We start from the raw sequence: 21,200 nt of genomic DNA on the forward strand, positions 1-21,200 counted from the left end.
CGCATCGGCTATTCATCGTCCTGATCGCCGAAGAGATCCGCGGTCGCGGTCCGGTCCTGCTGCAAAGGCGGCAATGCGCCGCTCTTCACCTGTTCGAGCACGTCCGGCGGCAGCCACGTCTCTTCCATCGCGGCAATGCCGTTCTCGATCATCTGCTGGAGGAAGAACGATTGCTTGCGCCCCGTTACTTCCGCCAGGAGTCGCAGCCGTTGTTCGAATTGTGGATCGACCCGCACCGCGACCACCTTCAGCTTGTTTTCGGCGGTCCTTCTCACTGCATGCTCCTGTCACGTTCGTTGCGCGCCGCAAGCGGCGCGTGCATGCGGTGCTTATACCACAGCCCGATTGCGCGGCGACTCGCGCAGCCGTCCATGCACGATCGTGCGCGGCTTGCGAAGACCTGCGTGCTACCATCGAAACGAGCGTTTTGCACCTTTCCGGCGAGGCCCGCGCCGGCGCTCGCGTACGCGTGGCACCGCGCCATGAATGAATCGGAAGAACACGCCGCATCAGGCACCGCAGAGTCGTTGCCTTCGCTGCCTCCGCTCGACTTTCGCGCCGCGCGCAGGCGGCTCTTCGCTGCGCTCGTTGCGTCGATCGTCATTCCGTTCGCATTTTTTTGCCTGTACGGTTACTACACTTACGGACGCGCGCTCGCCGAGACGAGCGATGCGCTGGTGCGTCTCGTGCGCGTCGTCGATGAGAAAGCGAACGCAGTTTTCGGCATCAATCGCGAGTTGATTTCGCGTATCGACGACATGCTCGGCAGCGGCGACGCCGATTTCATCGCGCGCAGCGAGTCCGATCTGCACGAAAGACTTGCACGTCTCGCGCAGGATCATGCGCAGATCGCCGCGCTCTCGGTGCTCGACAGCCGCGGCCGCCTCGTGCTCAGCAGCCGCTATTTTCCCGCGCCGAATGTGTCGGTCGCCGATCGCGCCGATTTCATCGCGGCTCGCGACGCGCACGCAATCTTTCACGTCTCCACGCCCGAACGCGGACGCGTGAACAACACGGACATCGTCAATACGCTGAGCGCGCGCTATGCAAAGGACGGGCGCTTTCTCGGCGCGATATCGATCGCGGTGCGGCGCGACTTTCTGATCGACTTCTTTCGCGAACTCATTGCAAGCGATCCCACGCTCACGCTCGCGCTGCATCGCGACGACGGCGCCGTGCTCGCGCGCTATCCTCCGAGCGCGCCCAATGCGCCCGATCGGCATTCGGTGCTCGCCACGGCTTTCGCGCAAGGCGAACGCACCGGCATCATGCGCTACGTGTCCCCGCTCGACAACGACGAAAAGATCGCGGCGTGGCGGCGCGTCGGCGACTATCCCGTCTACGCCGCCGTCGGCTTTTCGCTTCACGACGTGCGCCTCGCATGGTGGCGGCGCGACGTGTCGATCGGCTCGATCGGGCTGATTCCGTGCATCGCATTGTGGCTGCTGATCGGCTTTACGCTGCGGCGCCTGAAGGCCGAAGAAGCCGCGTGGCATAGTTGGCGCGGCGAACTCGCGCTGCGCCGTTCCGCCGTCGCGGCCACGCGGCGACTGCAACGAATGGGCGCGCTCGGCAATCTGGTCGCGAGCGTTGCGCACGACTTCAACAATCTGCTGATGGTCGTCACGTCGAACATGGAGATGGCGCGTCGCAAGGGCTTCAACGGCCTCGAAAAGGAAGTAAGCGCGGTCGAGCGCGCATCGCGCAATGCGCAATCGCTCGCGCGCCGGCTGATGAGCGTCGCGCGCCGTCAGCCTTTGCAGATGCAGGTGATTCGTCTCGATCGATGGATGACGGAATCGGAGCCGCTCGTGCGCGCATCGGTCGGCGAGAAGGTCACGCTCGGCACGCGCGTATCCGATGCGACGTGGCCCGTGCGCGTCGATGCGACGGAACTCACCTCCGCGCTCATCAACATCGCCGTGAATGCGAAGGATGCGATGCCGCACGGCGGCGACTTTCGCATCGATTGCAGCAACGTGCGCCATGCCGATGCACGCGAAGGTCTCGCGCCAGGCGAATACGTGCTGATCTCATGCAAGGACAGCGGCATCGGCATGCGGCCCGACGTTGCGCGTCAGGCGTTCGAACCGCTCTTCACGACGAAGAGCGCGGGCGCGGGCACCGGCCTCGGGCTTGCGCAAGTGCTCGCGATGGCGGAGCAGGCGGGCGGCACCGCGCGCGCCAATTCCGCGTTGGGCTTCGGCACGACCATCGACATCTATCTGCCGCACTGGACGGGCGCAGCCGACGCGCCCGCCGATACGCCGCCTGTCGAGACCATCGTGCGCGATGCACCCTCGTCCACCGTGCTGCTCGTCGAAGACAACGACGAAGTCGCGGCGGGCTTATGCGCGGTGCTCGACGTGCTCGGCTGGCGCGCGCGCCACGCATCTTCCGGCGATGCCGCAAAGCAGTTGCTCGAAGCCGGCAACGACTTCGATCTCGTGCTCTCCGACATCCAGATGCCAGGCCAATGCGACGGCATCAAGCTCGCGGAATGGATCAAGTCGACGCGCCCCACGCAGCCCGTCACGTTGATGACAGGCTATGCCGATCAGCTCGATGAAGCGCGCCGCACGGGCTTTGCGATTCTCGCGAAGCCCTTCAACATCGACGATCTACAAAGGCTGCTCAACAGTCTTTCGGTGCGTCCGGGCAAATAGCGTTCAGCCCGCATCGCTCCATCCGCCGAACTGCGCGATCTCATCGAGCGAAAGACGCGCGCGGGGCGCAAGCTCGCGCTCGGCCAATGAAGCGGGCAATGCGCGCGCATCGCCATGATGCGCGACCGAAATCACGGACAGCGCCGCGAACCGCTCGGGAATCGCGAACGCCTGTTTCAGGCCCTGTGCATCGAATCCGCCCATCGCGTGCGCGGCGAGTCCTTGCGCATGCGCTTGAAGCAACAGCGCCATCGCGGCGGCACCTGCGTCGTAGGCCGCGCTCGGGTTGGCCGCGCCTTTCGCGTCGAGCGTGTCGGCGAGCACCGCGATCAGCACTTGCGCGTTCTCGTTCCACGATCGATTGAAAGGCACGAGCAACGCGAACGCACGCGCGAAGGCTTCGGGATCGCGCGCCTTCTCGAACACGACGAAGCGCCAGGGCTGCACGTTATACGCCGATGGCGCCCAGCGCGCCGCTTCGAGCAACGCGAGCACCTGCGCATGCGAGATATCGCGATCCGCATACGCGCGCGGACTCCATCGTCCGGCGATCAGCGGATGAATGGCGATATCGGTGGGAGCAGGTCGATGTGTCATGGATGAATCGAAGGAATATGAAGTCATGAAATGCGATGACGCGCGCCCGGATGCGTGGCGTTCAGATGCGGCCCGCGCCCGTCGAAGAGCTTCTCGCGCAGCGTGCCCTGCGCATACGCGGTGCGATAACGCCCGCGGCTCTGCAACTCGGGCACGACGAGATCGACGAACGATTGCAGGCTTTCCGGCATCACGAGTCTGCGCAGATTGAAGCCGTCGACGCCGGTTTCATCGGCCCATGCGATGAGCTGATCCGCGACCTCGTGCGCATCGCCGACGATGAACGGCCCGCGCCCGCCGATCTGATCGAAGCGCGCCATGTCGCGCGGCGTGATCGGCCGGCCCGCGCGCTTCGTGAGATTCTCGACCGTCGATTGCAGCGCGTTGCTTTTCACATAACGAATCGGCTCGTCGATATCGAGCGCCGCGAAATCGATGCCCGTCCAGCCCGAAACGAGCGTGAGCTGCCCGAGCGTATCGACGTACTCCGCATACTCGGCGTGCAGCTCGCGCGCTTCGTTCGCCGTGCGCGTGACGATGACCGTTGCACCGAGATACAGCAGGATGTCGTCGGCGGCGCGGCCCGCGTCGACCGCATGGCGGCGAATGTCGCGCGCGGCTTGCGCGACGATCGCGGGCGTCTGTCCTTCGAGAAACACGCATTCGGCATGCTTGCCCGCGAACGCCTTGCCGCGTCCCGACGCGCCCGCTTGATACAGAACCGGCGTGCGTTGCGGCGATGGATCGGCGAGATTGAAACCGTCGACGCGATAGTACGGTCCTTCGTGCCGCACACGGCGAACGCGCGACGGATCGGTGTACCGGCCCGCGCGTTTGTCGCGCACGAGCGCGCCATCGGCCCAGCTTCCTTCCCACAGCTTGTAGACGGCTTCCAGAAAGTCTTCGCCCGCTTCATAGCGTTCGTCGTGCTCGCGCGCGTGGTCGAAGCCCATGCCGCGCGCCGCGCTTTCCAGATAACCCGTGACGACGTTCCATCCCGCGCGCCCGCCTGTCAGATGATCGAGCGTCGAGAAGCGCCGCGCGAACTGATACGGATGTTCATACGTGAGATTGGCCGTCACGCCGAAGCCGAGATGCTGCGTTGCATAGGCCATCGCGGGCACGGTCAGCATCGGATCGTGGGACGGCGATTGCGCGGCCGCATGCAGCGTGGCGTCGCTGTTGCCGCCGTAGACATCGTAGATGCCGAAGACATCGGCGAGAAAGACGCCGTCGAAGAGACCGCGCTCGGCCGTCCGCGCGAGATCGACCCAGTAAGCGAGCGTGTTGTGCTCCGTCGAGCGGTCTCGCGGATGCCGCCAGAAACCCGCCCAAGAATGCGCGGGAGCGTTCATGTGGAATGCGTTGAAATGAAGGTGCCTGCTCATGTGCGCGATGTGCCGCCGGATATGCCAACGATCAAGCATAGAAGACGCGCTCGCGGCGAGGAACCAATTTACGCTGCTAACCAAAGCATCGAATCGATCAATAGCATCCGCGAAATGATCGGTTTCTGTTGCAGGCACGCGAGACGAAGATGGCTTCCTTTCATCGTCACGCTTCGCTTCATGTCGACCACGCCCGCTCTCGATACCTCTTCACGCCGCCCCGCGCATGCGAGCCTGCGCGTATTCGCATCGCGCGGCACCGGCGGCACGCGCCGCATCGCACCCGTCGAACTCACGCGCGTCGTCTTTCCAGTCGTGCTGCTGCTCGTCTGGCAATTCGCTTCGTCCGCGGGGTGGATCGATCCACGCGTGCTCGAAGCGCCGCTCGATGTCGCCGCCGCGCTCGTCGATCTCGCGCGCAGCGGCGTGTTGTGGGACAGCCTCGCCGCGTCGCTGCAACGCGCGGTGGCGGGCTTTCTGATCGGTGGCGGCATCGGCTTGTCGCTTGGGCTCGTCGCGGGGCTGTCGCGCATCGGCGAACGCACGTACGACGCGCTGTTGCAGATGCTGCGCATGATTCCCTTTCTCGCGCTGATCCCGCTCTTCGTGATCTGGTTCGGCGTCGACGAGAAGCCGAAGATCCTGCTCATCGCGATCGCGTGCGTGTTTCCCGTCTACCTCAACACGTTCTCCGGCGTGCGTCATGTCGATGCGAAGCTCGTCGAGGCGGCGCAGGTCTTCGGCATGTCGCGCGCGGCGATCGCGCTGCGCATCGTGCTGCCGCTCGCGATGCCGTCGATACTCGTCGGCGTGCGCTATGCGATGGGCACCGCGCTGCTCGCGCTCGTCGCCGCCGAACAGGTCAACGCGACATCGGGCATCGGCTATCTCGCGCTGAATCCGCGCGCCGCGCTGCGCACCGACATCATCCTTGGCGTCGTGCTCGTCTACTCGCTGCTCGGCCTCACGATCGATGCCCTGCTGCGCGCCGCCGAACGCATCGTCCTGCCGTGGCATCGCACGCTCGCGACGGAGCGGCGCACATGAACGATCAACTCGCTGTATCGATCCAGGACGCGGGCAAGCGCTTCGGCGAGCGCGTCATCTTCGAGCATCTCGATCTGGAAATACGACGGCGCGAATTCGTCGCGCTGCTCGGCGCATCCGGTTCCGGCAAGACGACGCTCCTGCGCACGCTGCTCGATCTCGACTCGCTCGATTCGGGCGTCGGCTATGTCGCGACGCCGCGCGCCGCCGTGTTCCAGGAACCGCGTCTGATTCCGTCGCAGCGCGTCTGGCAGAACGTGCTGATGGGCGTGGCGCGCACGCCGCGCACGCGCGAACTCGCGCGCGCGACGCTCGCCGAAGTCGGACTCACGCGTCATGTCGATGCATGGCCCGCGACGCTCTCGGGCGGCGAAGCGCAACGCGTCGCACTTGCACGCGCGCTGATCCGCGATCCCGCGCTGCTGCTGCTCGACGAGCCCTTCGCCGCGCTCGATGCGCTCACGCGCCTGCGCATGCAGGACCTCGTGCGCCAGCTCGTCGCGCGGCATGGGCCAGGCGTGCTGCTCGTCACGCATGACGTCGACGAAGCGCTGCGTCTCGCGGATCGCATCGTCGTCTTGCGCGACGGCCGTCTCACGCTCGACGTGAACGTATGCGCGAACGAACGCGATGCCGATACCGACGCCTTGCGCGAGCGTCTCTATGCCGAACTCGGCGTGCCGCGCGCCGTGGCCGCCTGATCTCTTTCCAACTCCATCCATCGATCCATGCGTTCGCTCTTTACCGCTCTCTTCAGCGCCGCCATGTTCGCGACGTCCACGGCCCACGCCGCGCAAACCGTCTTGCGTGTCGGCATCTTCCAGGACGTGACGCGCGAAGCCATCGAGGCCACCGGCTTTCTCAAGGACACGCCATATCGCATCGAATGGGCGCGGCTCAACGGTGCGGGGCCGACCGTGCAGGCGCTCGGCGGCAATGCCATCGACATCAGCTGGGGATTGAGCGACACGGCCGCGCCGAAGGCATCGTCGGAAGACCGGCGCAACTGGACCGCCGACAACGCGCCGATCAAGCTGATCGGCCTGCTCGCGCCCGTCGACAGTAAACGCTATTCGCCGATGCTCGTGATCGCGGGCAAGAACTCGGGCATCACGAAGCTCGCCGATCTGCGCGGCAAAAGCTATGCATACAACGAAGGCGGCAATGCGAACGCGGTGGGCCTGCTCGCGCTCGACAAGGCGGGCCTCTCCGTGAAGGACATCAAGCTGCGCCTGCTCACGTACGACGCGACCGCGCCGGCCGTGGTCGCGGGCGCCGTCGATGCCGCGCCCGCCACGCGCTCGCGCGTCGCCGATGCGCTTGCGAACGGCTCGGTGCGCGAACTCGCGACGGAGAACGAGGTGGGCTTTCCAGGCTTCGTATCAGTGACGGCGCGCACGGCCGCGCTGAAAGACCCGCAACTGAACGAGGCGATCGGCGACTTCATGACGCGTCTTGCGCGCTATCTCAACTGGGCCGCGACGCACGACGCCGAAACCGCCGCCGCCTACGTCAAGACGCAGCAGCTCACGCAGGAACAGGCGCTGTTCGCGGCGAAAAGCGGCGCATACCGGCTCGTTCCCGTGAATCGCGACGGCGCGCCCTATAAGGCCGAAGTCGCGGCGACGAAGAAGCTCGGCGAGATCGGCTTCTATCCGCGCGCCGTCGATTTCTCGAGCGTCGTCGACGATCGCTACACCGCGCAGATCGAAGCGGGCAATCGCTGAATTCATCATCGGAGCACAGCATGGGTTGGAGTTTCGCAGACCGCGTCTATTGGGTGACGGGCGCATTCGGCGCGTTGGGCGCGGCCACGGTCACGCGTCTCGCCGATGCGGGCGCGCACGTGATTGCGTCCTCTCGTCACGTCGACGACAAGCGCTTCGCCGATTTTCCGCGCGTCGTGCCGCTTGCCGTCGATGTCGCCGACGATGACAGCGTGCGCGCCGCGTTCGCGCATATCGAAGAGCGCTTCGACAGGCTCGACGGTCTCGTCGTGAGCACGAACGTCGCCGCATTCGGCGATTTTCTCGATCTCACCGACGACGACTGGCAACGCGTTATCGATGCAAAGCTGCTCGGTTCCGTGCGGCCGATCCGCGCCGCGCTGCCGCGATTCATCGAACAGGCGCGCGGCGCGATCGTCGCGATCAGCGGGCGCGGCGGCATCGCGCCGCCGCCGAATCACTTTCCCGGTTCGAGCGTCAACGCCGCGCTCGATCTGCTCGTGCAAGGGCTCGGGCGCAGGTACGGCCCGCACGGCGTGCGCGTGAATGCGGTCGCGCCCGGACCGATCCGCTCGCCGCGCTTCGATGCAATGGCGACCGCGCAAGTCGAAGACGAGCCTACGCGCCTCACCGCGCTCGATGGTCCCGGCACGCCGGAAGACGTCGCGGCAGCGGTCGCCTATCTCCTCTCCGACGATGCGCGCTTCGTCACCGGCACGCGGCTCTATGTCGACGGCGGCGGCCCGCCTTACGCCTGATACGCCGATTCCACAACAATCTACGAGGATTCATCGCTCATGTCCCGCTTCGTTACACCCGCGCAGTTGCGCACGCTCATCGCGCAACGATCCGAACTCGCCGTGCTCGACGTGCGCGAGGAAGGCGTGTCGTCGAGAAGGCGTCTGTTCTATTCGTCGGTTGCGCCGGTCGGGCGGCTCGGACTCTCGATCGGGCGGCTCGTGCCGCGGCGCGGCACGCCCGTCGTGCTCGTCGATACGCACGGCGAGCACACGCCGCGCGCCGCTGCCCTGCTCGCGCGCTGGGGCTACACGGATGTGTCGATACTCGATGGCGGCATCGACGGCTGGGAGAAAGCGGGCTTCGAAGTCTTCAGCGGCACCAACGTGCCGGGCAAGGCATTCGGCGAAGTCATCGAACACGAACTGCACACGCCGAACATCGACGCCGAAACGCTGAAGGCGCGGCAGGACGCGGGCGAGGATCTCGTCGTGCTCGACTCACGCCCCTTCGGCGAATTCAACACGATGAACATTCCGGGCGGCATCGATTGCGCGGGCGCGGAGCTCGTCTATCGCGCGCTCGCGGCGGCGCCTTCGCCGGATACGTTGATCGTCGTGAATTGCGCGGGCCGCACGCGCAGCATTCTCGGCGCGCAATCGCTCATCAACGCGGGCGTGCCGAATCCGGTCGCGGCGCTGACGGGCGGCTCGATGTCGTGGCTGCTCGCGGGTCTCGAACTCGAACACGGCGAGATCCGCACCGCGCCGCGTCCCGATGCCGCCACGCTCGCCGCCGCGCGCGAACTCGCGATTGCGGCCGCACGCAAGGCCGACGTGCCTGTCATCGATCGCGAGACGCTTGCCTCGCTGGAACGTGAACGCGGCGAGCGCACGTTGTATCGCTTCGACGTGCGCGATCCGCTCGAATACGAAGCGGGTCATCCTTCGGGATGGCGTTCGGCGCCGGGTGGACAGCTCGTGCAGGCGACCGACGAGTACATCGGCACATTGCATGCGCGCGTCGTGTTGCGCGACGACGATGGCGTGCGCGCGCGCATGACGGCATCGTGGCTCAGGCAGCTCGGCTATCTCGACGTGCGCGTGCTCGACGATGCCGCGAGCGCCGCGCTCGTCACCGATGCGTTCGAAGCCGGTCCCGAACCGCTCGCGATTCGTCCACACGGCGCGCGCGTGCAATGGATCGAAGCGGATGCGCTGCGCGCGTCGATCGAGGGGGGCAAGGCGCAGGCGATCGACATCGACAGCAGTCTCGCTTACAGGCGCGGCCACGTGATGGGCGCGCGCTTCGTCGCGGCGAGCGAACTGCTCGCGCATCTCGACGAGTTTCCGCACGGCACGCAACTCGTGCTGACCTCCGACGATGGCGTGCTCGCCGGTCTCGTCGCGGCGGAACTCGCGCAGCATCGCGCGGATGTGGCGGCGCTGATCGGCGGAACGCGCCGCTGGAGCGCGCTCGGCCTGCCGCTCGAAGCGGGCGACGCGCACAACCTCACCGGCGACGACGACGCGTGGTACAGCCCGTATCATGCCGCGCCCGGCCACGTTGCGGAACAGATGAACGCGTATCTCGCGTGGGAACTGCAACTCGTCGCGCAAGTGGAGCGCGACGCGATCGCATCGATCAACGTGCTCGACTTCGATACCGCGACCGCGCAACGCAGCCGCGAACGCCTGGACGCGCTCAGGGAGAGCGCCGTATGAGCGCATCGTTCGACGGCACGGCGAGCCCCGCCGACATCCCCGGCAGCCCCTTGCACGCCGCGTTTGAGCAGCCGCTGATGCTCGGCCTCTTCCTGCCGATCCAGAACGGCGGCTGGTCCATCTCGACGCTTGCTCGCGGCACCGACTGGCGCTTCGACTACAACGCGCGCCTCACGAAACAGGCCGAGGCGCTCGGCTTCGATCTCGTCTTCGGTCTCGCGCAATGGCTCGGCAAGAACGGACACGGCGGCGCGCTCAAGTATCGCGAGCAATCACTCGATGCATTCATCGCGACCAGCGCTCTCGCCGCGATCACCGAGCGCATCTTGCTGATCTCGACGGTGCATGCGCTCTATGGCCCATGGCACCCGCTGCATCTCGCGAAATTCGGCGCGACGCTGGATCACATTTCCAACGGCCGCTGGGGCATCAATCTCGTGACGGGACACGTCGCGAGCGAATGGGCGATGTTCGGCCAGCCGATGATCGAGCACGACGAACGCTATGTGCGCGCAGCGGAATTCGTCGCCGTGCTCGATACGCTGTGGCGCAGCGACGCGAACCTTCACATCAGGACGAAGCACTGGCAACTCGACGATGCGTTCGTGAGCCCGCGTCCGCGCTTTCATCGGCCGGTGCTCGTGAACGCGACGGGATCGGCTGCGGGCATCGACTATGCCGTGCGGCATTCGGACCTCATCTTCATCACGAGCCCGGCGGGCGCGGACTTCAACGACGCGATCGGCGCCTTGCCCGCGCACACCGCGACGATTCGCGATGCCGCGCAACGCGTGAAGCGGCGCGTGCGCACGCTGATCAATCCGACCATCGTGTGCCGTCCGACCGAACGCGAAGCGCGCGCGTATCACGATGCCATCGTCGCGCATGCCGATGAAGGCGCGCTCGACGGCTTCGTCAACATGCACGGCAAGAGCGATGCAAAAGCGTGGGCGAAGCACAAGCGCGAGCAGCGCATTCTCGGCGGCAATCTGCATCTGATCGGCTCGCCCGCGCAGATCGTCGATCAGTTACTCGCCTTGAAGCGCGCCGGTTGCGATGGCGTGCAGCTCACCTTCTTCGACTTCGAGCCCGACCTCGCGTACTTCGGCGATGCCGTGCTGCCGCTGCTCGCCGATGCAGGCCTGCGCATTCCGGCTTCGACACATCAACCGCTTCTTCACACGACGTCATGAGCCATACGCGACAATTGCACCTGAACACCAACGTCACCGGCGTCGGACGTCATCCCGCCGGATGGCGCACGCTCGACAATCCGCGCTCGATCATCGATCTGAACTTCTTCAAGGAGATCGCCGCGATCGCGGAGCGCGGCAAGCTCGATGCCGTCTTTCTCTCCGATCTGCTCGCGCTGCGCAATCATGCGGAAGGCCCGTCGCAGGCGCTGGAGCCGACCGTGCTGCTGACCGCGCTCGCGGGCGCGACGACGCATATCGGTCTGATCGGCACGGCATCGACGACGTTCAACGATCCGTTCAATCTCGCGCGGCGCTTTGCATCGGTCGATCATCTGAGCGGCGGGCGCATCGCTTTCAATGCCGTAACGACCTACGATGCCGCCGCTGCCGCGAACTTCAGCCACGACGTGCCGCTCACGACCGACGAGCGCTATGCGCGCGCGCAGGAGTTCGTCGAAGTGGTGACGAAGCTGTGGGATAGCTGGGAAGACGACGCCTTCATCGCGGATACGGATACGGGCCGTTATGCCGATCCGTCGCGCGTGCATGCGATCGAACATCGCGGCGCGTACTTCTCGGTGCGCGGACCGCTCACCGTGCCGCGCAGTCCGCAAGGGCGGCCGGTGCTCGTGCAGGCGGGTTCGTCCGAAGGCGGCCGTGCGCTCGCCGCGCGTTTCGCCGATGCCGTGTTCACCGCGCAAACGACGCTGCCCACCGCACAGGCGTTCTATGCGGAGATGAAGGAACGCGTGCGCGCGCATGGCCGCAATCCCGATCACTTTCTGTTGCTGCCTGGCCTCTATCCGGTGATCGGCGGCACGGAGCGCGAAGCGCGCGAACGCAAGGCCGAACTCGATGCGTTGCTCGATACCGATCGTGAAGTCGCGCGTCTTGCCGGCGCGCTCGGCCTCGCGCCCGACGATCTGCACATCGATGCGCCCTTGCCCTACGAACTCATCGCGAAAGTGACGCGCACGGATCTCTCGCGCGGTTTCATCGATTCGACGGTGGCGCTCGCGAAGAGCGAGAACCTCACGGTGCGCGATCTGCTGGACCGCAATCCGGGCGCGCATCGCATCATCGTGGGCACGCCGGAACAGATCGCCGACGATATCGCGCGCTGGTTCGACGAGCGCGGCGCCGATGGCTTCAACCTCAACGCCGACGTATTTCCTTCGGGCCTCGCCGCATTCGTCGATCATGTCGTGCCGATCCTGCAACGCAAGGGCATCTTCCGTCGCGAGTACGAAGGCACGACCTTGCGCGAGCATCTCGGCTTGCCGCGCCCCGAGAGTCAATTCGCGCGCGCGGCGCGGGCGGCGTGAGGTGAGCATGACTACGACAACGCGCGCAAACATCATCCGTTCGGAGCAGGAAGCAATCGAGATCGCGCGCCGCCTCGCGCGCGAATTCGCCGTCGATGCATCCGCTCGCGACCGCGAACGCCGCCTGCCCTTGAACGAAGTGGAAACGTTCAGTGCATCGGGCTTGTGGGGCATCGGCGTGCCGCGCGCGTTCGGCGGCGCGGATGTATCCGTGCGCATCATCGCTGACGTGTTCGAAGCGATATCCGCGGCGGATTCGTCGCTCGGACAGATTCCGCAGAATCATTTCGCTACGCTCGAACGATTGCGTCACGACGGCACGCCGAGCCAGCAAGACTTCTTCTTTTCGCGCGCGCTTGCCGGAGAGCGTTTCGGCAATGCAACGGCCGAACCGGGCGACCGCTTGCCATCGGAACACGAGACGCGCGTGCGTCGCACGGCCGGCGGCTTCGTGCTGACAGGCCGCAAGGTTTATTCGACAGGCGCGCTTTTCGCGCACTGGATACCGGTCGCCGCACGCGATGACGATGGCCTGACCGTCACCGCGTTCGTCGCGCGTCATGCACGCGGTGTCGAAGTCATCGACGACTGGTCGGGCTTCGGCCAGCGCACGACGGCGAGCGGCCAGGTGCGGCTCGACGATGTCGTCATCGACGAACTGCAGATCGTGAAGCGCGGACGACGCGAGCGTATCGACGCGGCCAACGCGGTATCGCAACTGATTCACGCGGCAATCGATCTCGGCATCGGACGCGCGGCACTCGACGATACGAAGCGCTTTCTGAGGGAGCTTTCGCATCCAGCGCGCGGCAGCGCGGTCACGCGTGCGCTAGAGGATCCGTTCACGCTGCGCGATATCGGCTCGCTGACGGTCGACTATCACGCGGCGCAGGCGTTGAAGGCGCGTGCTGCCTTGCTGATCGATGCGGCACGCGGCGACGCTGAGCATCGCGATGTAGCGGCGGCCATCGTCGCCACGGCCGAAGCCAAGATACTCACGACACGCTTTGCGCTCGATGCGTCGAACAAGCTGTTCGAACTGGCGGGAACGCAGTCGACACTGCAATCGCATAACCTCGACCGGCACTGGCGCAACGCGCGAACGCATACGTTGCATGACAGCGTGCGGTGGAAATATCATGCCGTGGGCCAATACGAGTTGAACGCTTTGTTATGCGATCCGTTCACGTACGCGCATCCGTATAAGGCCATCGAGGAATGAAACAAGAAGGCGCCGCGCAAACGCATCACGCCGCCGCGGCGCTTTTCACCTGATCCAGGTCTGCTGCCGCAAGCCAGTGGCAATAACCGCCGAGCGTATCGCGATCGATGTCTTCCAGCTTCATTCCTGAATATTTTCCGCCGCGAAAATGGTGCTTCGACCAGTAAGAGTCGGTGTGCCAGGCGTGGATGTGCAGGACATCGCTTCCCAGGCGGCGATCCGCGCGCGTGAAGTGATCGAGGAAACCAACGGAGCACGCCTGCGGATAAGTTTGACGGAGCGCGAGTTCGCCGGCATACATCGTCAGGACCTGCTTCGACCAGAAAGGCCACTCGCCCTGGAAGTCCTTGAACTCCTCTTCCAGCAAACGATCGCAACATTGCATATGTGCCTGCAGATAGTTGCGCACCATCTCCGACGGACCGAGCACCGATGCCCCGACATTATGCAGGCCGCCGTGAGGATAGCCCCATCGACGGCTGCATTCGGAAAGTTTGATGCGGACCGAGTCTTCGTAGGCGTAGGCGCCGAAGCCGAAGCAAAGGGCCGAAGGACGGAACGAATTCATCGCCGGTGTCACGAAGGTATCGCAGTCCGTCTTCAGGATCACATCGAAGTCCTCACAGACGTTCAGTACATCCTGCTCCGCCAGACTGCCAACCGAATTGATGAATTTGTAGTCGTTCCACTCGCTGTGAAGACTTGCGAACGGCAGCTTCTCGACCGCGAGTATGCGTGAATCCGACGGCAATCGATCGCGCACTTCGGGATGACAAACGGCGATGATGGTGCTGCTTTGCAACACACCGGAGTAAATGGCGCTTTTGTAGAGCCACGAAAACTCCTCGACCATTGAATCGCTGTTGTCAACGTAGACAAGGATTCCAAGCTTATTCGACACGGCTTTTCCCTCTTTCTTGCTATCCAGGCAGCATGATATCCGCTCGGATACGCGAGAAACACGCGAGGGCTCTACCTTGCAAACGATACGCCAAGAATCCAGAGTTTTCTCAAGAAGGACGCTCGTCGCCGAAAGCGCCCTTCGTCATTTTCCCACTCGCGCGCCCTACTTCGCCGCCACCGCCTGCGCATCGAACACCGGATTGAACTCGACATCCACCTTGATCTTGTTCTTGATATCTCCCGATCGATAAAGCGTATCCGCGATCTTCTGTTCTCTCGCAACGAGTTGCTTGTCGAGCGGATAGAAAACCGATCTGCCGTTCTCAGCGGAGAACTTCGCGCGCGCGGGGCTTTGCTTCATCTTCTCCAGATAGATCTTTTCCACCGCCGGCACGTTTTGCGCCCACCATGTCCACGATTGCTTCAGCCGCCCGAGAAAGTCGCCGAGCGCGCGGCTCTTTGCGGGATCGCGCAGCACGTCGGTACGCGCCGTGAATACCGACAGCGCCGGAATATCCAGCTCATCGCTCTTGATGACGACGCGCGCATCGCCCTTGTCGACGGTCTCTTTCACCGGACCATAGCCGCCCGAATACACGGCGACCTGTCCCGCGTTGAACGCCGACGCCGACACGTTGCCATCGCCGAACTTCACGCCCTGAAAATCCTTCGGCCGCAAATCCGCTTTGTTATACGACAGCACGTATTGCAGATAATTGAAGCCGCCGAAGTTATAGCCCCAGGTCTTTCCGCGCAGATCGGCGAGGTTCTTTACATCGGCGTCCTTGCGCACGACGGTCACGATCGGCGGATAGCTGCTATCGGGATTGCGCCATCCCGCGATGATCTGCAACGGCGCGGTCTCGGGCGTCCACTGCGTGCGCGCGTTGCCCTGCTCGATGATGAGCGACGTATCGCCCATCAGCCCGACATCGAGCACTTTCGAATAGAGCGCGGACAATTGCGCGGCAGGCCCCGTGAGCACGGCCCATTTCACCTTGTACGGCGCGCCGTCGAGCACGTGCGATGCCTCGACGATATGCGGCCACGCTGCATCCTGTGTGCCGATGGTCAACGTAAGCGGATCATCGGCGAATGCGGATGCCGACGCCGCGAAAAGGCTCGCGACGAATAATGCGGTGAGGCGTTTCCTGATGCGCATGAGTGTGTGGTGAGTGAAGGAAAAGTTATGCCGCTTCGCGCGGCGCATCCTGCGTCACGCCAAGCTCGGCGAGAAGCCGCGTTCTGAGCGCGATGGCGGCTTCGTCACTGCGCGAACGCGGACGTTGAAAATCGACGATGACATCTGCGCTGATCTCGCCTTGCGACAGCACGACGATGCGATCGGACAACAGTATTGCTTCGTCGATATCGTGTGTGACGAGCACGACCGCCGGCGTATGCGCGCGCCACAAACGCGCGACGAGCTCGTACATGCGGATGCGCGTGAGCGCATCGAGCGCGGCGAACGGTTCGTCGAGCAGCAAGAGCTTCGGCTCGCGCACGAGCGCGCGTGCCAGCGCAACACGCTGCGCTTCGCCGCCCGAAAGCGTCTTCGGCCAGCCGTCGGCGTGACGCGCGAGGCCCACTTCATCGAGTGCGGCGAGCGCGGAAGACTTTGCTGCGCCAAGCCGGTCATGGCCGATCACGACGTTTTCCCACACGCGCTTCGCGGGCACGAGGCGCGGCTCCTGGAACACGACGGAACGCGCGCCCGCCACGCGCACGCGGCCGCTGTCGGCCTGATCGAGCCCGGCGAGAATGCGCAGCAGCGTGGTCTTGCCCGCGCCGGACGCGCCGAGCATCGATACGAACTGGCCGCGCTTCACATCGAGCGATACGTCCTTCAACACCGCGCGGCCTGCGAAGACGCGGCTCACACCATCGAGTTCGAGCGCGTTCTCGCGTTCGCTGGCGAAGCCTTTATCAAGCGAGTTCAAAGCGCGGCCTCCACGGAAGCGCGACATGTTCGAGCGCGCGCATGATGAGATCGGTGGCGATGCCGAGCGCCGCATACACGAGAATGCCCGCGATGATGATGTCGGCGCGCTGATTCTGGTTCGCGTTTACGAGGATGTAGCCGATGCCGTTCTGCGCGTTGATCTGCTCCGCGACGACGAGCGCGAGCAACGCCACCGCCGACGAATAGCGCACGCCGACGAGAATCGAAGGCAGCGCCGTCGGCAAGATGATGCGCAACGCGATCTGTCGGCTCGACAAGCCGAACACGTGCGCCGCTTCGAGCAGCTTCGGATCGACGCCGCGCACGCCGGCATAGGTGTTGAGATACATCGGGAAGATCGTGGCCGCGAGGATCACCGCGACCTTCGCGCCTTCTCCGATACCGAACCACGTGATGAAAAGCGGAATCAGCGCGATGAACGGAATCGTCCGCAACATCTGCAGCGGTGCATCGACGATCTCTTCGCCCACGCGCCACAGCCCGGCGAACAGTCCCGCGAACAAGCCGATGCCGCCGCCGATCGCGAGTCCCGTCGCCGCGCGCACGAGCGATACGCCGATCGCGCTTTGCAGTTCGCCATCGGCAATCAGTTCCTTCAGCGCGTCGATGATGACCGTCGGCGGCGGCAACGTTTCGGGCGCGACCACGTGCAGCGACGACGCAAGCTGCCACAACACGATGAGCGCGAGTGGCACACCGACACGCAACGCGCGCGAGCGCAGCAGGGACCATTGCCGCGCGCTGCCGCGGCGGGCTTCGCGCGTCGGCAGATCGATGAGCGCGCGCGGATCGGCGGCGCGCGCCGCTTCGTCATCGTTGCGCCGGGACGCCGTGCCCGGATCGAGGCCGAGCGTGGCGGATGGAAAGCGAGGGACGTTCATGGGCGTTCGCGGAACCGGAAAAGGTGTAGAACATCCGATGGTACGGTCGCATGTGCGTGCATCAAACGAACCCTTTGCAAGATGCAATGCGCAGCGCGCGTCATTTGGATTCCACACGATTCGATAAGGGCATCCGCCGTGCTTTGCTTAGCACATTCGCTTCGTTGAAGAATGGGCCGCGCTCCCATAACGTATGCGGATGACGTTTTCCGGATTACACGCGCTCATGGGAAAAATTGAATCGAACCTGCCGACGGGCCTCGACGCGCAAGCCGTCACACCCGGCTCGACGGCCTTGCGTGAACTCGTCGCCGCGATCGCACGCGAGGCGCACGCCCGCGCCAATGGCGAAGCCGACGCGCACGATGCCATCGCGCGCGTGCGTGCCGCGCGGCTTGGCTTATATCGCTTGCCCGTCGACGAAGGCGGCGGTGGTGCAAGCCTTCCGCAACTCTTCGAACTCGTGCTCGATCTTGCGGAAGCGGACTCGAACATTCCGCACATCCTGCGCAATCACTTCGCGTTCGTCGAACGCGCGCGGCGCACGCCGGATCGGGCGCCCTATTCGCGCTGGCTGGCATCGGTGAAGGAAGGCGCGCTGTATGGCATCGGCGCGAGCGAAACCGGCAATCAGAATATCGGCGACGGCGATGGCGCAACATCGCTGCAGCCGCATGGCGACGGCTACGTGCTCGATGGCGTGAAGTACTACAGCACGGGCAATCTCTATGCCGATTACATCGTCGTCAATGCGAAGACCGGCGACGGACGCTTCGTCGCCGCGCGCGTCGCGGTCGGTCAAAAGGGCGTCGACGTGCGCGACGACTGGGACGGCATCGGCCAGCGGCGCACAGCGAGCGGGACGACGGTCTACGAACGTGTAGCCGTATCGCGCGATGACGTGCTCTATTACGACGACGAATTCAAGGTGCCGTGGCAGGCGACATTCTCGCAACTATGGCTCACGACGATCATCGCGGGCATTCTGCGGGCCGTCGTCAAAGATGCGATTGCGTTGTTGAAGCGCCGCGAGCGCAACTACTATCACGCGATCGACGCGCGCCCCGCTCACGATCCGCTGTTGCAGGAGATCGTGGGCCGCCTCGACAGCGCCGCGTATGTAGCGGAATCGAGCGTGCTGCGCGCCGCCGATGCGTTGGGCCGCGCCTACGATTCGGCGCTCGCCGGCACGCCCGACGAAGCGCTTTTTCTGGAAGCGGCGCTCTTCTCGGCGCGCTCGAAAGTGCTCATCGACGAACTCGCGCTCGATGCCGCCACGAAACTCTTCGACGTAGGCGGCGCATCGGCGGGCAAGCAAAGCGCCGCGCTCGATCGTCACTGGCGCAACATCCGCACCATCGCTTCGCACAATCCGGTGGCTTACAAGGCGCGCGTGCTCGGCGCGCATGCGTTGCACGGCACGGCGCTGCCGAACGGCGCGTTCTTCTGACAGCCCATCTTCCAGGGAGTATCGATCTTGTCTCGAACCATTTCATCGCGCGGGCCACGCGTGGTCGGCATCGGCGGCACGACGCGGCCACAATCGTCGACCGAACGGGCGCTCGCATTCGCATTGCGCGGCGCGCAGGAAGGGGGCGCGAGCGTGCAGCTTTTCGGCGGCGCCTTTCTGCATAACCTGCCGCATTACGCGCCCGAATCGCGCGAACTCACCGACGAGCAGCACGAGCTTATCGAAGCGGTGCGCGCCGCCGACGCGCTCGTCATCGCGACGCCCGGCTATCACGGCGGCATCTCGGGTCTCGTCAAGAATGCGCTCGACACGCTCGAAGAACTGCGCCTCGACGAACGTCCTTATCTCGACGGCCGCGCGGTAGGCAGCATCGTCACGGCTTATGGGTGGCAGGCGGCGGGCACGGTGCTCACGTCGCTGCGCTCGATCGTGCATGCGTTGCGCGGCTGGCCGACGCCGTTCGGCGCGGCGGTCAATACACTGGAGACGCGTTTCGATTCCGCCGATACGTGTTCGGACCCGAAGGTCGTCGAGCAGCTTCGCACCGTGGGGCGCCAGGCGTCGAGCTTCGCGCTCGCTTTCGGCGCGGCCCGCGCGGACGAGTATCACGCGGTGACGCGGCGCGCCGAACTCGCGCCGCATTGAGTCGGGCGATGCGGCTTCGTTTCAGTGCAGCGGCGATTCGCCGGGCAACTGGAACGCATCGACGGTGTAGCCCATGTTGAAGTAACCGGCGCGCGCATAGACGGAAATGTGTTCGAGCTGTTCCGCGCGCGTGGTTGCATTCGCGACGTGCGCGCCTTCGGCTGCCGCGTCCTTCGTCAGACGCTTACGCAAGTGCTGCGCGGGCGCCGAAAGCGCCTGCCAGGTTTGAGTCAGGAAGTGCGGCATGGCTCGCCTCCTCGCTGCGGGAATAGCTCGAATCTAAGCCGTCAAAAAGGCGTAGACAAACAAGCTTTTCTGCAATGCATTGCAGGCGGCGCGTTAGATGCGAGTTCGTTCGTGACTCGCTTGCCGCACCGAGCCTCATCAAACCGCGTCCGCCCCGCTGCCTATCGCACGCCGCGCTTCCGACTGCTCCAGATGACGCAGCAGCAGCGTCACCATCGCGACGACCGTGAACGCGAGAATCACGAAGAAGACCGCGAGCGGCGTCAGGATATGCACCGACACGAAGCCCGCAAGCCCCATCATCACCGACGACACGAGCAACAGCGAACAGCCGAGGATCGCCGCCGTGAGGCCCGCGATATGCGGAAAGAGCGAATTGCCCTTTGCCATCAGCGTCGGATACATCGCGCCTGCGCAAAAGCCCATCACGAGCACGGGCAACGCGAGCGTCCAGACGGTAAGGCCGATCGCGAGCGACAGCAGCAGCATGACGACCGCCGCGCCCGCCATCACGCGCGCGCCGATGCGCAGCCGTTGCTCCGCGCTCGGCAGACGCGGACCATGCATGCGGTTCGACAAGCCGCCGAGGAAATACATCATGCCGATAGCAAGCGCGAGATAGCCGAAGTACGTCGGCGGCTTGTGCAGCGTGTTCTGCACCATGAAAGGCCCGACGATGTTGAACACGAGCAAGATGCTGTAGCACAGGCCCTGCGCAAGGAAGCAGCTTTGAAACACGGGGCTCGACAAGACCTTGCCCGCGTTCGCGAACAACGTGCGCGGCGCGAGATGCACGGGTTTCTTCAAGGTTTCGCGATAACGCCATACGAGCGTCCACATGACAATCGAATAGACGAGCAGGAACACGAGACACGCCTTCCAGCCGAACCATTCCTGCAGATGCGCGCCGATTACGGGCGCGACGATCGGCGCGAGGCCCCACGCGATCGACATGTACGTGAACGCGTGCATCAGCGCCTGGCCCTTGAACGAATCGGTGATGATGGTCTTGGCGAGCAGGTTCGTCGCCGCAATGCCGAAGCCCTGCAGACAGCGCGCAAGCAGAAAGGCTTCGAGACTCGTCGCGGCGAGCGAAAGCAGGCAGCCGAGCGTGAATATCACAAGACCGAACGCCAGTACTTTTTTTCTGCCATAAGCATCGGCGACGGGGCCGAAGACGAGCTGGCCGATCGCATACGCGGCCATGTAGCTCGAGACGCTCGACTGGATCGCTTGCGGCGAGGTTGCGAAGTAACGCGCCATCGCGGGTAGCGCGGGCACGTAGATGTCGATGGCAAGCTGGCCCGCCGACGCGAACAGACACACCAGAAACAAGAGAAAACGCGGGGAATTCTTCGAGAGTTGAGCGTGGTTCATGACAACGATGAATGAGCGGGGGCCGGCGGCCTCTTCGGGCCGATCCGGATGGCGGATTCATCGTATTGTGCCTGTCATCGCGCG

At 64.6% G+C, this 21,200-nt stretch carries 20 protein-coding genes; 11 read left to right on the plus strand and 9 right to left on the minus strand.

Annotation, left to right across the window (positions count from 1 at the left end):
* Positions 1–8 precede the first annotated feature (8 nt).
* Positions 9–275 (minus strand): YlcI/YnfO family protein, encoded by a 267-nt coding sequence (locus AWB77_RS10795; protein WP_061134405.1) that lies wholly within the window; start codon positions 273–275, stop codon positions 9–11.
* Between the two features lie 207 nt (positions 276–482).
* On the opposite strand from AWB77_RS10795, the gene AWB77_RS10805 reads away from it, so the two are divergent.
* Positions 483–2,666 carry a hybrid sensor histidine kinase/response regulator family protein gene (locus AWB77_RS10805; protein ID WP_061134407.1) on the plus strand — a complete coding sequence of 728 codons (2,184 nt, stop codon included), beginning with the start codon at positions 483–485 and terminating at the stop codon, positions 2,664–2,666.
* Positions 2,667–2,669: 3 nt separating this feature from the next.
* Here the strand turns inward: AWB77_RS10805 and AWB77_RS10810 are convergent, their stop codons facing one another.
* Together AWB77_RS10810 and AWB77_RS10815 are read right to left on the minus strand one after the other, a co-directional pair.
* Positions 2,670–3,263: a nitroreductase family protein gene (locus AWB77_RS10810; RefSeq protein WP_061134408.1), complete on the minus strand. Its 594-nt coding sequence runs from the start codon at positions 3,261–3,263 to the stop codon at positions 2,670–2,672.
* Positions 3,264–3,286: 23 nt separating this feature from the next.
* Complete coding sequence (locus tag AWB77_RS10815; RefSeq protein ID WP_374728683.1) at positions 3,287–4,618, minus strand: LLM class flavin-dependent oxidoreductase; 1,332 nt, start codon at positions 4,616–4,618, stop codon at positions 3,287–3,289.
* A 213-nt stretch (positions 4,619–4,831) separates the two neighbouring features.
* Between AWB77_RS10815 and AWB77_RS10820 the strand changes: the two genes are divergently transcribed.
* The 8 genes from AWB77_RS10820 to AWB77_RS10855 are packed head-to-tail and all read left to right on the plus strand — an operon-like array spanning position 4,832 to position 13,630.
* Positions 4,832–5,698, plus strand: a complete 867-nt coding sequence (locus AWB77_RS10820) for an ABC transporter permease (protein ID WP_082852632.1) — start codon at positions 4,832–4,834, stop codon at positions 5,696–5,698.
* Positions 5,695–6,399: an ABC transporter ATP-binding protein gene (locus tag AWB77_RS10825; protein WP_061134409.1), complete on the plus strand. Its 705-nt coding sequence runs from the start codon at positions 5,695–5,697 to the stop codon at positions 6,397–6,399. The genes AWB77_RS10820 and AWB77_RS10825 overlap by 4 nt, the downstream gene beginning before the upstream one ends.
* Positions 6,400–6,426: 27 nt before the next feature.
* The gene (locus AWB77_RS10830; RefSeq protein ID WP_061134410.1) at positions 6,427–7,425 is read left to right on the plus strand and encodes an ABC transporter substrate-binding protein; all 999 of its coding nucleotides are present in this window, start codon (positions 6,427–6,429) and stop codon (positions 7,423–7,425) included.
* A 20-nt stretch (positions 7,426–7,445) separates the two neighbouring features.
* Positions 7,446–8,183 carry an SDR family NAD(P)-dependent oxidoreductase gene (locus AWB77_RS10835; RefSeq protein WP_061134411.1) on the plus strand — a complete coding sequence of 246 codons (738 nt, stop codon included), beginning with the start codon at positions 7,446–7,448 and terminating at the stop codon, positions 8,181–8,183.
* Positions 8,184–8,222: 39 nt separating this feature from the next.
* Positions 8,223–9,887: a rhodanese-like domain-containing protein gene (locus tag AWB77_RS10840; RefSeq protein ID WP_061134412.1), complete on the plus strand. Its 1,665-nt coding sequence runs from the start codon at positions 8,223–8,225 to the stop codon at positions 9,885–9,887.
* Positions 9,884–11,080: an LLM class flavin-dependent oxidoreductase gene (locus AWB77_RS10845; protein WP_061134413.1), complete on the plus strand. Its 1,197-nt coding sequence runs from the start codon at positions 9,884–9,886 to the stop codon at positions 11,078–11,080. The genes AWB77_RS10840 and AWB77_RS10845 overlap by 4 nt, the downstream gene beginning before the upstream one ends.
* Positions 11,077–12,408 (plus strand): LLM class flavin-dependent oxidoreductase, encoded by a 1,332-nt coding sequence (locus AWB77_RS10850; RefSeq protein WP_061134414.1) that lies wholly within the window; start codon positions 11,077–11,079, stop codon positions 12,406–12,408. The genes AWB77_RS10845 and AWB77_RS10850 overlap by 4 nt, the downstream gene beginning before the upstream one ends.
* Positions 12,409–12,415: 7 nt before the next feature.
* On the plus strand, positions 12,416–13,630 hold the full coding sequence (locus AWB77_RS10855) for an SfnB family sulfur acquisition oxidoreductase (protein WP_061134473.1): 1,215 nt from the start codon (positions 12,416–12,418) through the stop codon (positions 13,628–13,630).
* A 25-nt stretch (positions 13,631–13,655) separates the two neighbouring features.
* Here AWB77_RS10855 and AWB77_RS10860 read toward each other — a convergent pair whose 3' ends face one another.
* The 4 genes from AWB77_RS10860 to AWB77_RS10875 all read right to left on the minus strand — a co-directional run bounded on the left by AWB77_RS10860 (position 13,656) and on the right by AWB77_RS10875 (position 17,377).
* Positions 13,656–14,531 carry a DUF7164 domain-containing protein gene (locus AWB77_RS10860; RefSeq protein WP_244158515.1) on the minus strand — a complete coding sequence of 292 codons (876 nt, stop codon included), beginning with the start codon at positions 14,529–14,531 and terminating at the stop codon, positions 13,656–13,658.
* A gap of 165 nt (positions 14,532–14,696) precedes the next feature.
* A complete protein-coding gene (locus tag AWB77_RS10865; RefSeq protein ID WP_061134416.1) occupies positions 14,697–15,695 on the minus strand; it encodes an ABC transporter substrate-binding protein in 999 nt (332 codons plus the stop codon).
* Between the two features lie 25 nt (positions 15,696–15,720).
* The gene (locus AWB77_RS10870) at positions 15,721–16,473 is read right to left on the minus strand and encodes an ABC transporter ATP-binding protein (protein ID WP_061134474.1); all 753 of its coding nucleotides are present in this window, start codon (positions 16,471–16,473) and stop codon (positions 15,721–15,723) included.
* Complete coding sequence (locus tag AWB77_RS10875) at positions 16,460–17,377, minus strand: ABC transporter permease (protein ID WP_061134417.1); 918 nt, start codon at positions 17,375–17,377, stop codon at positions 16,460–16,462. The genes AWB77_RS10870 and AWB77_RS10875 overlap by 14 nt, the downstream gene beginning before the upstream one ends.
* Before the next feature lie 226 nt (positions 17,378–17,603).
* Between AWB77_RS10875 and AWB77_RS10880 the strand changes: the two genes are divergently transcribed.
* Both AWB77_RS10880 and AWB77_RS10885 read left to right on the plus strand, forming a co-directional pair.
* A complete protein-coding gene (locus tag AWB77_RS10880) occupies positions 17,604–18,827 on the plus strand; it encodes an acyl-CoA dehydrogenase family protein (protein ID WP_061134475.1) in 1,224 nt (407 codons plus the stop codon).
* A gap of 27 nt (positions 18,828–18,854) precedes the next feature.
* On the plus strand, positions 18,855–19,493 hold the full coding sequence (locus AWB77_RS10885) for an NADPH-dependent FMN reductase (protein ID WP_061134418.1): 639 nt from the start codon (positions 18,855–18,857) through the stop codon (positions 19,491–19,493).
* A 21-nt stretch (positions 19,494–19,514) separates the two neighbouring features.
* On the opposite strand, the gene AWB77_RS10890 is transcribed toward AWB77_RS10885, so the two are convergent.
* Together AWB77_RS10890 and AWB77_RS10895 are read right to left on the minus strand one after the other, a co-directional pair.
* Positions 19,515–19,739, minus strand: a complete 225-nt coding sequence (locus AWB77_RS10890) for a hypothetical protein (RefSeq protein WP_061134419.1) — start codon at positions 19,737–19,739, stop codon at positions 19,515–19,517.
* A gap of 138 nt (positions 19,740–19,877) precedes the next feature.
* Positions 19,878–21,116 (minus strand): multidrug effflux MFS transporter, encoded by a 1,239-nt coding sequence (locus AWB77_RS10895; RefSeq protein ID WP_061134420.1) that lies wholly within the window; start codon positions 21,114–21,116, stop codon positions 19,878–19,880.
* Positions 21,117–21,200 lie beyond the last annotated feature (84 nt).

Origin of the sequence: Caballeronia fortuita, assembly GCF_001544835.2 — a bacterium.
Taxonomy (GTDB): Bacteria; Pseudomonadota; Gammaproteobacteria; order Burkholderiales; family Burkholderiaceae; genus Caballeronia; species Caballeronia fortuita.

Excerpts from the sequence above, each read along its gene's own strand:
- AWB77_RS10805 (WP_061134407.1), top strand. The coding sequence starts at position 483 with ATGAATGAATCGGAAGAACACGCCGCATCAGGCACCGCAGAGTCGTTG.
- AWB77_RS10810 (WP_061134408.1), bottom strand. The coding sequence starts at position 3,263 with ATGACACATCGACCTGCTCCCACCGATATCGCCATTCATCCGCTGATC.
- AWB77_RS10815 (WP_374728683.1), bottom strand. The coding sequence starts at position 4,618 with ATGAACGCTCCCGCGCATTCTTGGGCGGGTTTCTGGCGGCATCCGCGA.
- AWB77_RS10820 (WP_082852632.1), top strand. The coding sequence starts at position 4,832 with ATGTCGACCACGCCCGCTCTCGATACCTCTTCACGCCGCCCCGCGCAT.
- AWB77_RS10825 (WP_061134409.1), top strand. The coding sequence starts at position 5,695 with ATGAACGATCAACTCGCTGTATCGATCCAGGACGCGGGCAAGCGCTTC.
- AWB77_RS10830 (WP_061134410.1), top strand. The coding sequence starts at position 6,427 with ATGCGTTCGCTCTTTACCGCTCTCTTCAGCGCCGCCATGTTCGCGACG.
- AWB77_RS10835 (WP_061134411.1), top strand. The coding sequence starts at position 7,446 with ATGGGTTGGAGTTTCGCAGACCGCGTCTATTGGGTGACGGGCGCATTC.
- AWB77_RS10840 (WP_061134412.1), top strand. The coding sequence starts at position 8,223 with ATGTCCCGCTTCGTTACACCCGCGCAGTTGCGCACGCTCATCGCGCAA.
- AWB77_RS10845 (WP_061134413.1), top strand. The coding sequence starts at position 9,884 with ATGAGCGCATCGTTCGACGGCACGGCGAGCCCCGCCGACATCCCCGGC.
- AWB77_RS10850 (WP_061134414.1), top strand. The coding sequence starts at position 11,077 with ATGAGCCATACGCGACAATTGCACCTGAACACCAACGTCACCGGCGTC.
- AWB77_RS10855 (WP_061134473.1), top strand. The coding sequence starts at position 12,416 with ATGACTACGACAACGCGCGCAAACATCATCCGTTCGGAGCAGGAAGCA.
- AWB77_RS10865 (WP_061134416.1), bottom strand. The coding sequence starts at position 15,695 with ATGCGCATCAGGAAACGCCTCACCGCATTATTCGTCGCGAGCCTTTTC.
- AWB77_RS10875 (WP_061134417.1), bottom strand. The coding sequence starts at position 17,377 with ATGAACGTCCCTCGCTTTCCATCCGCCACGCTCGGCCTCGATCCGGGC.
- AWB77_RS10880 (WP_061134475.1), top strand. The coding sequence starts at position 17,604 with ATGGGAAAAATTGAATCGAACCTGCCGACGGGCCTCGACGCGCAAGCC.
- AWB77_RS10890 (WP_061134419.1), bottom strand. The coding sequence starts at position 19,739 with ATGCCGCACTTCCTGACTCAAACCTGGCAGGCGCTTTCGGCGCCCGCG.
- AWB77_RS10895 (WP_061134420.1), bottom strand. The coding sequence starts at position 21,116 with ATGAACCACGCTCAACTCTCGAAGAATTCCCCGCGTTTTCTCTTGTTT.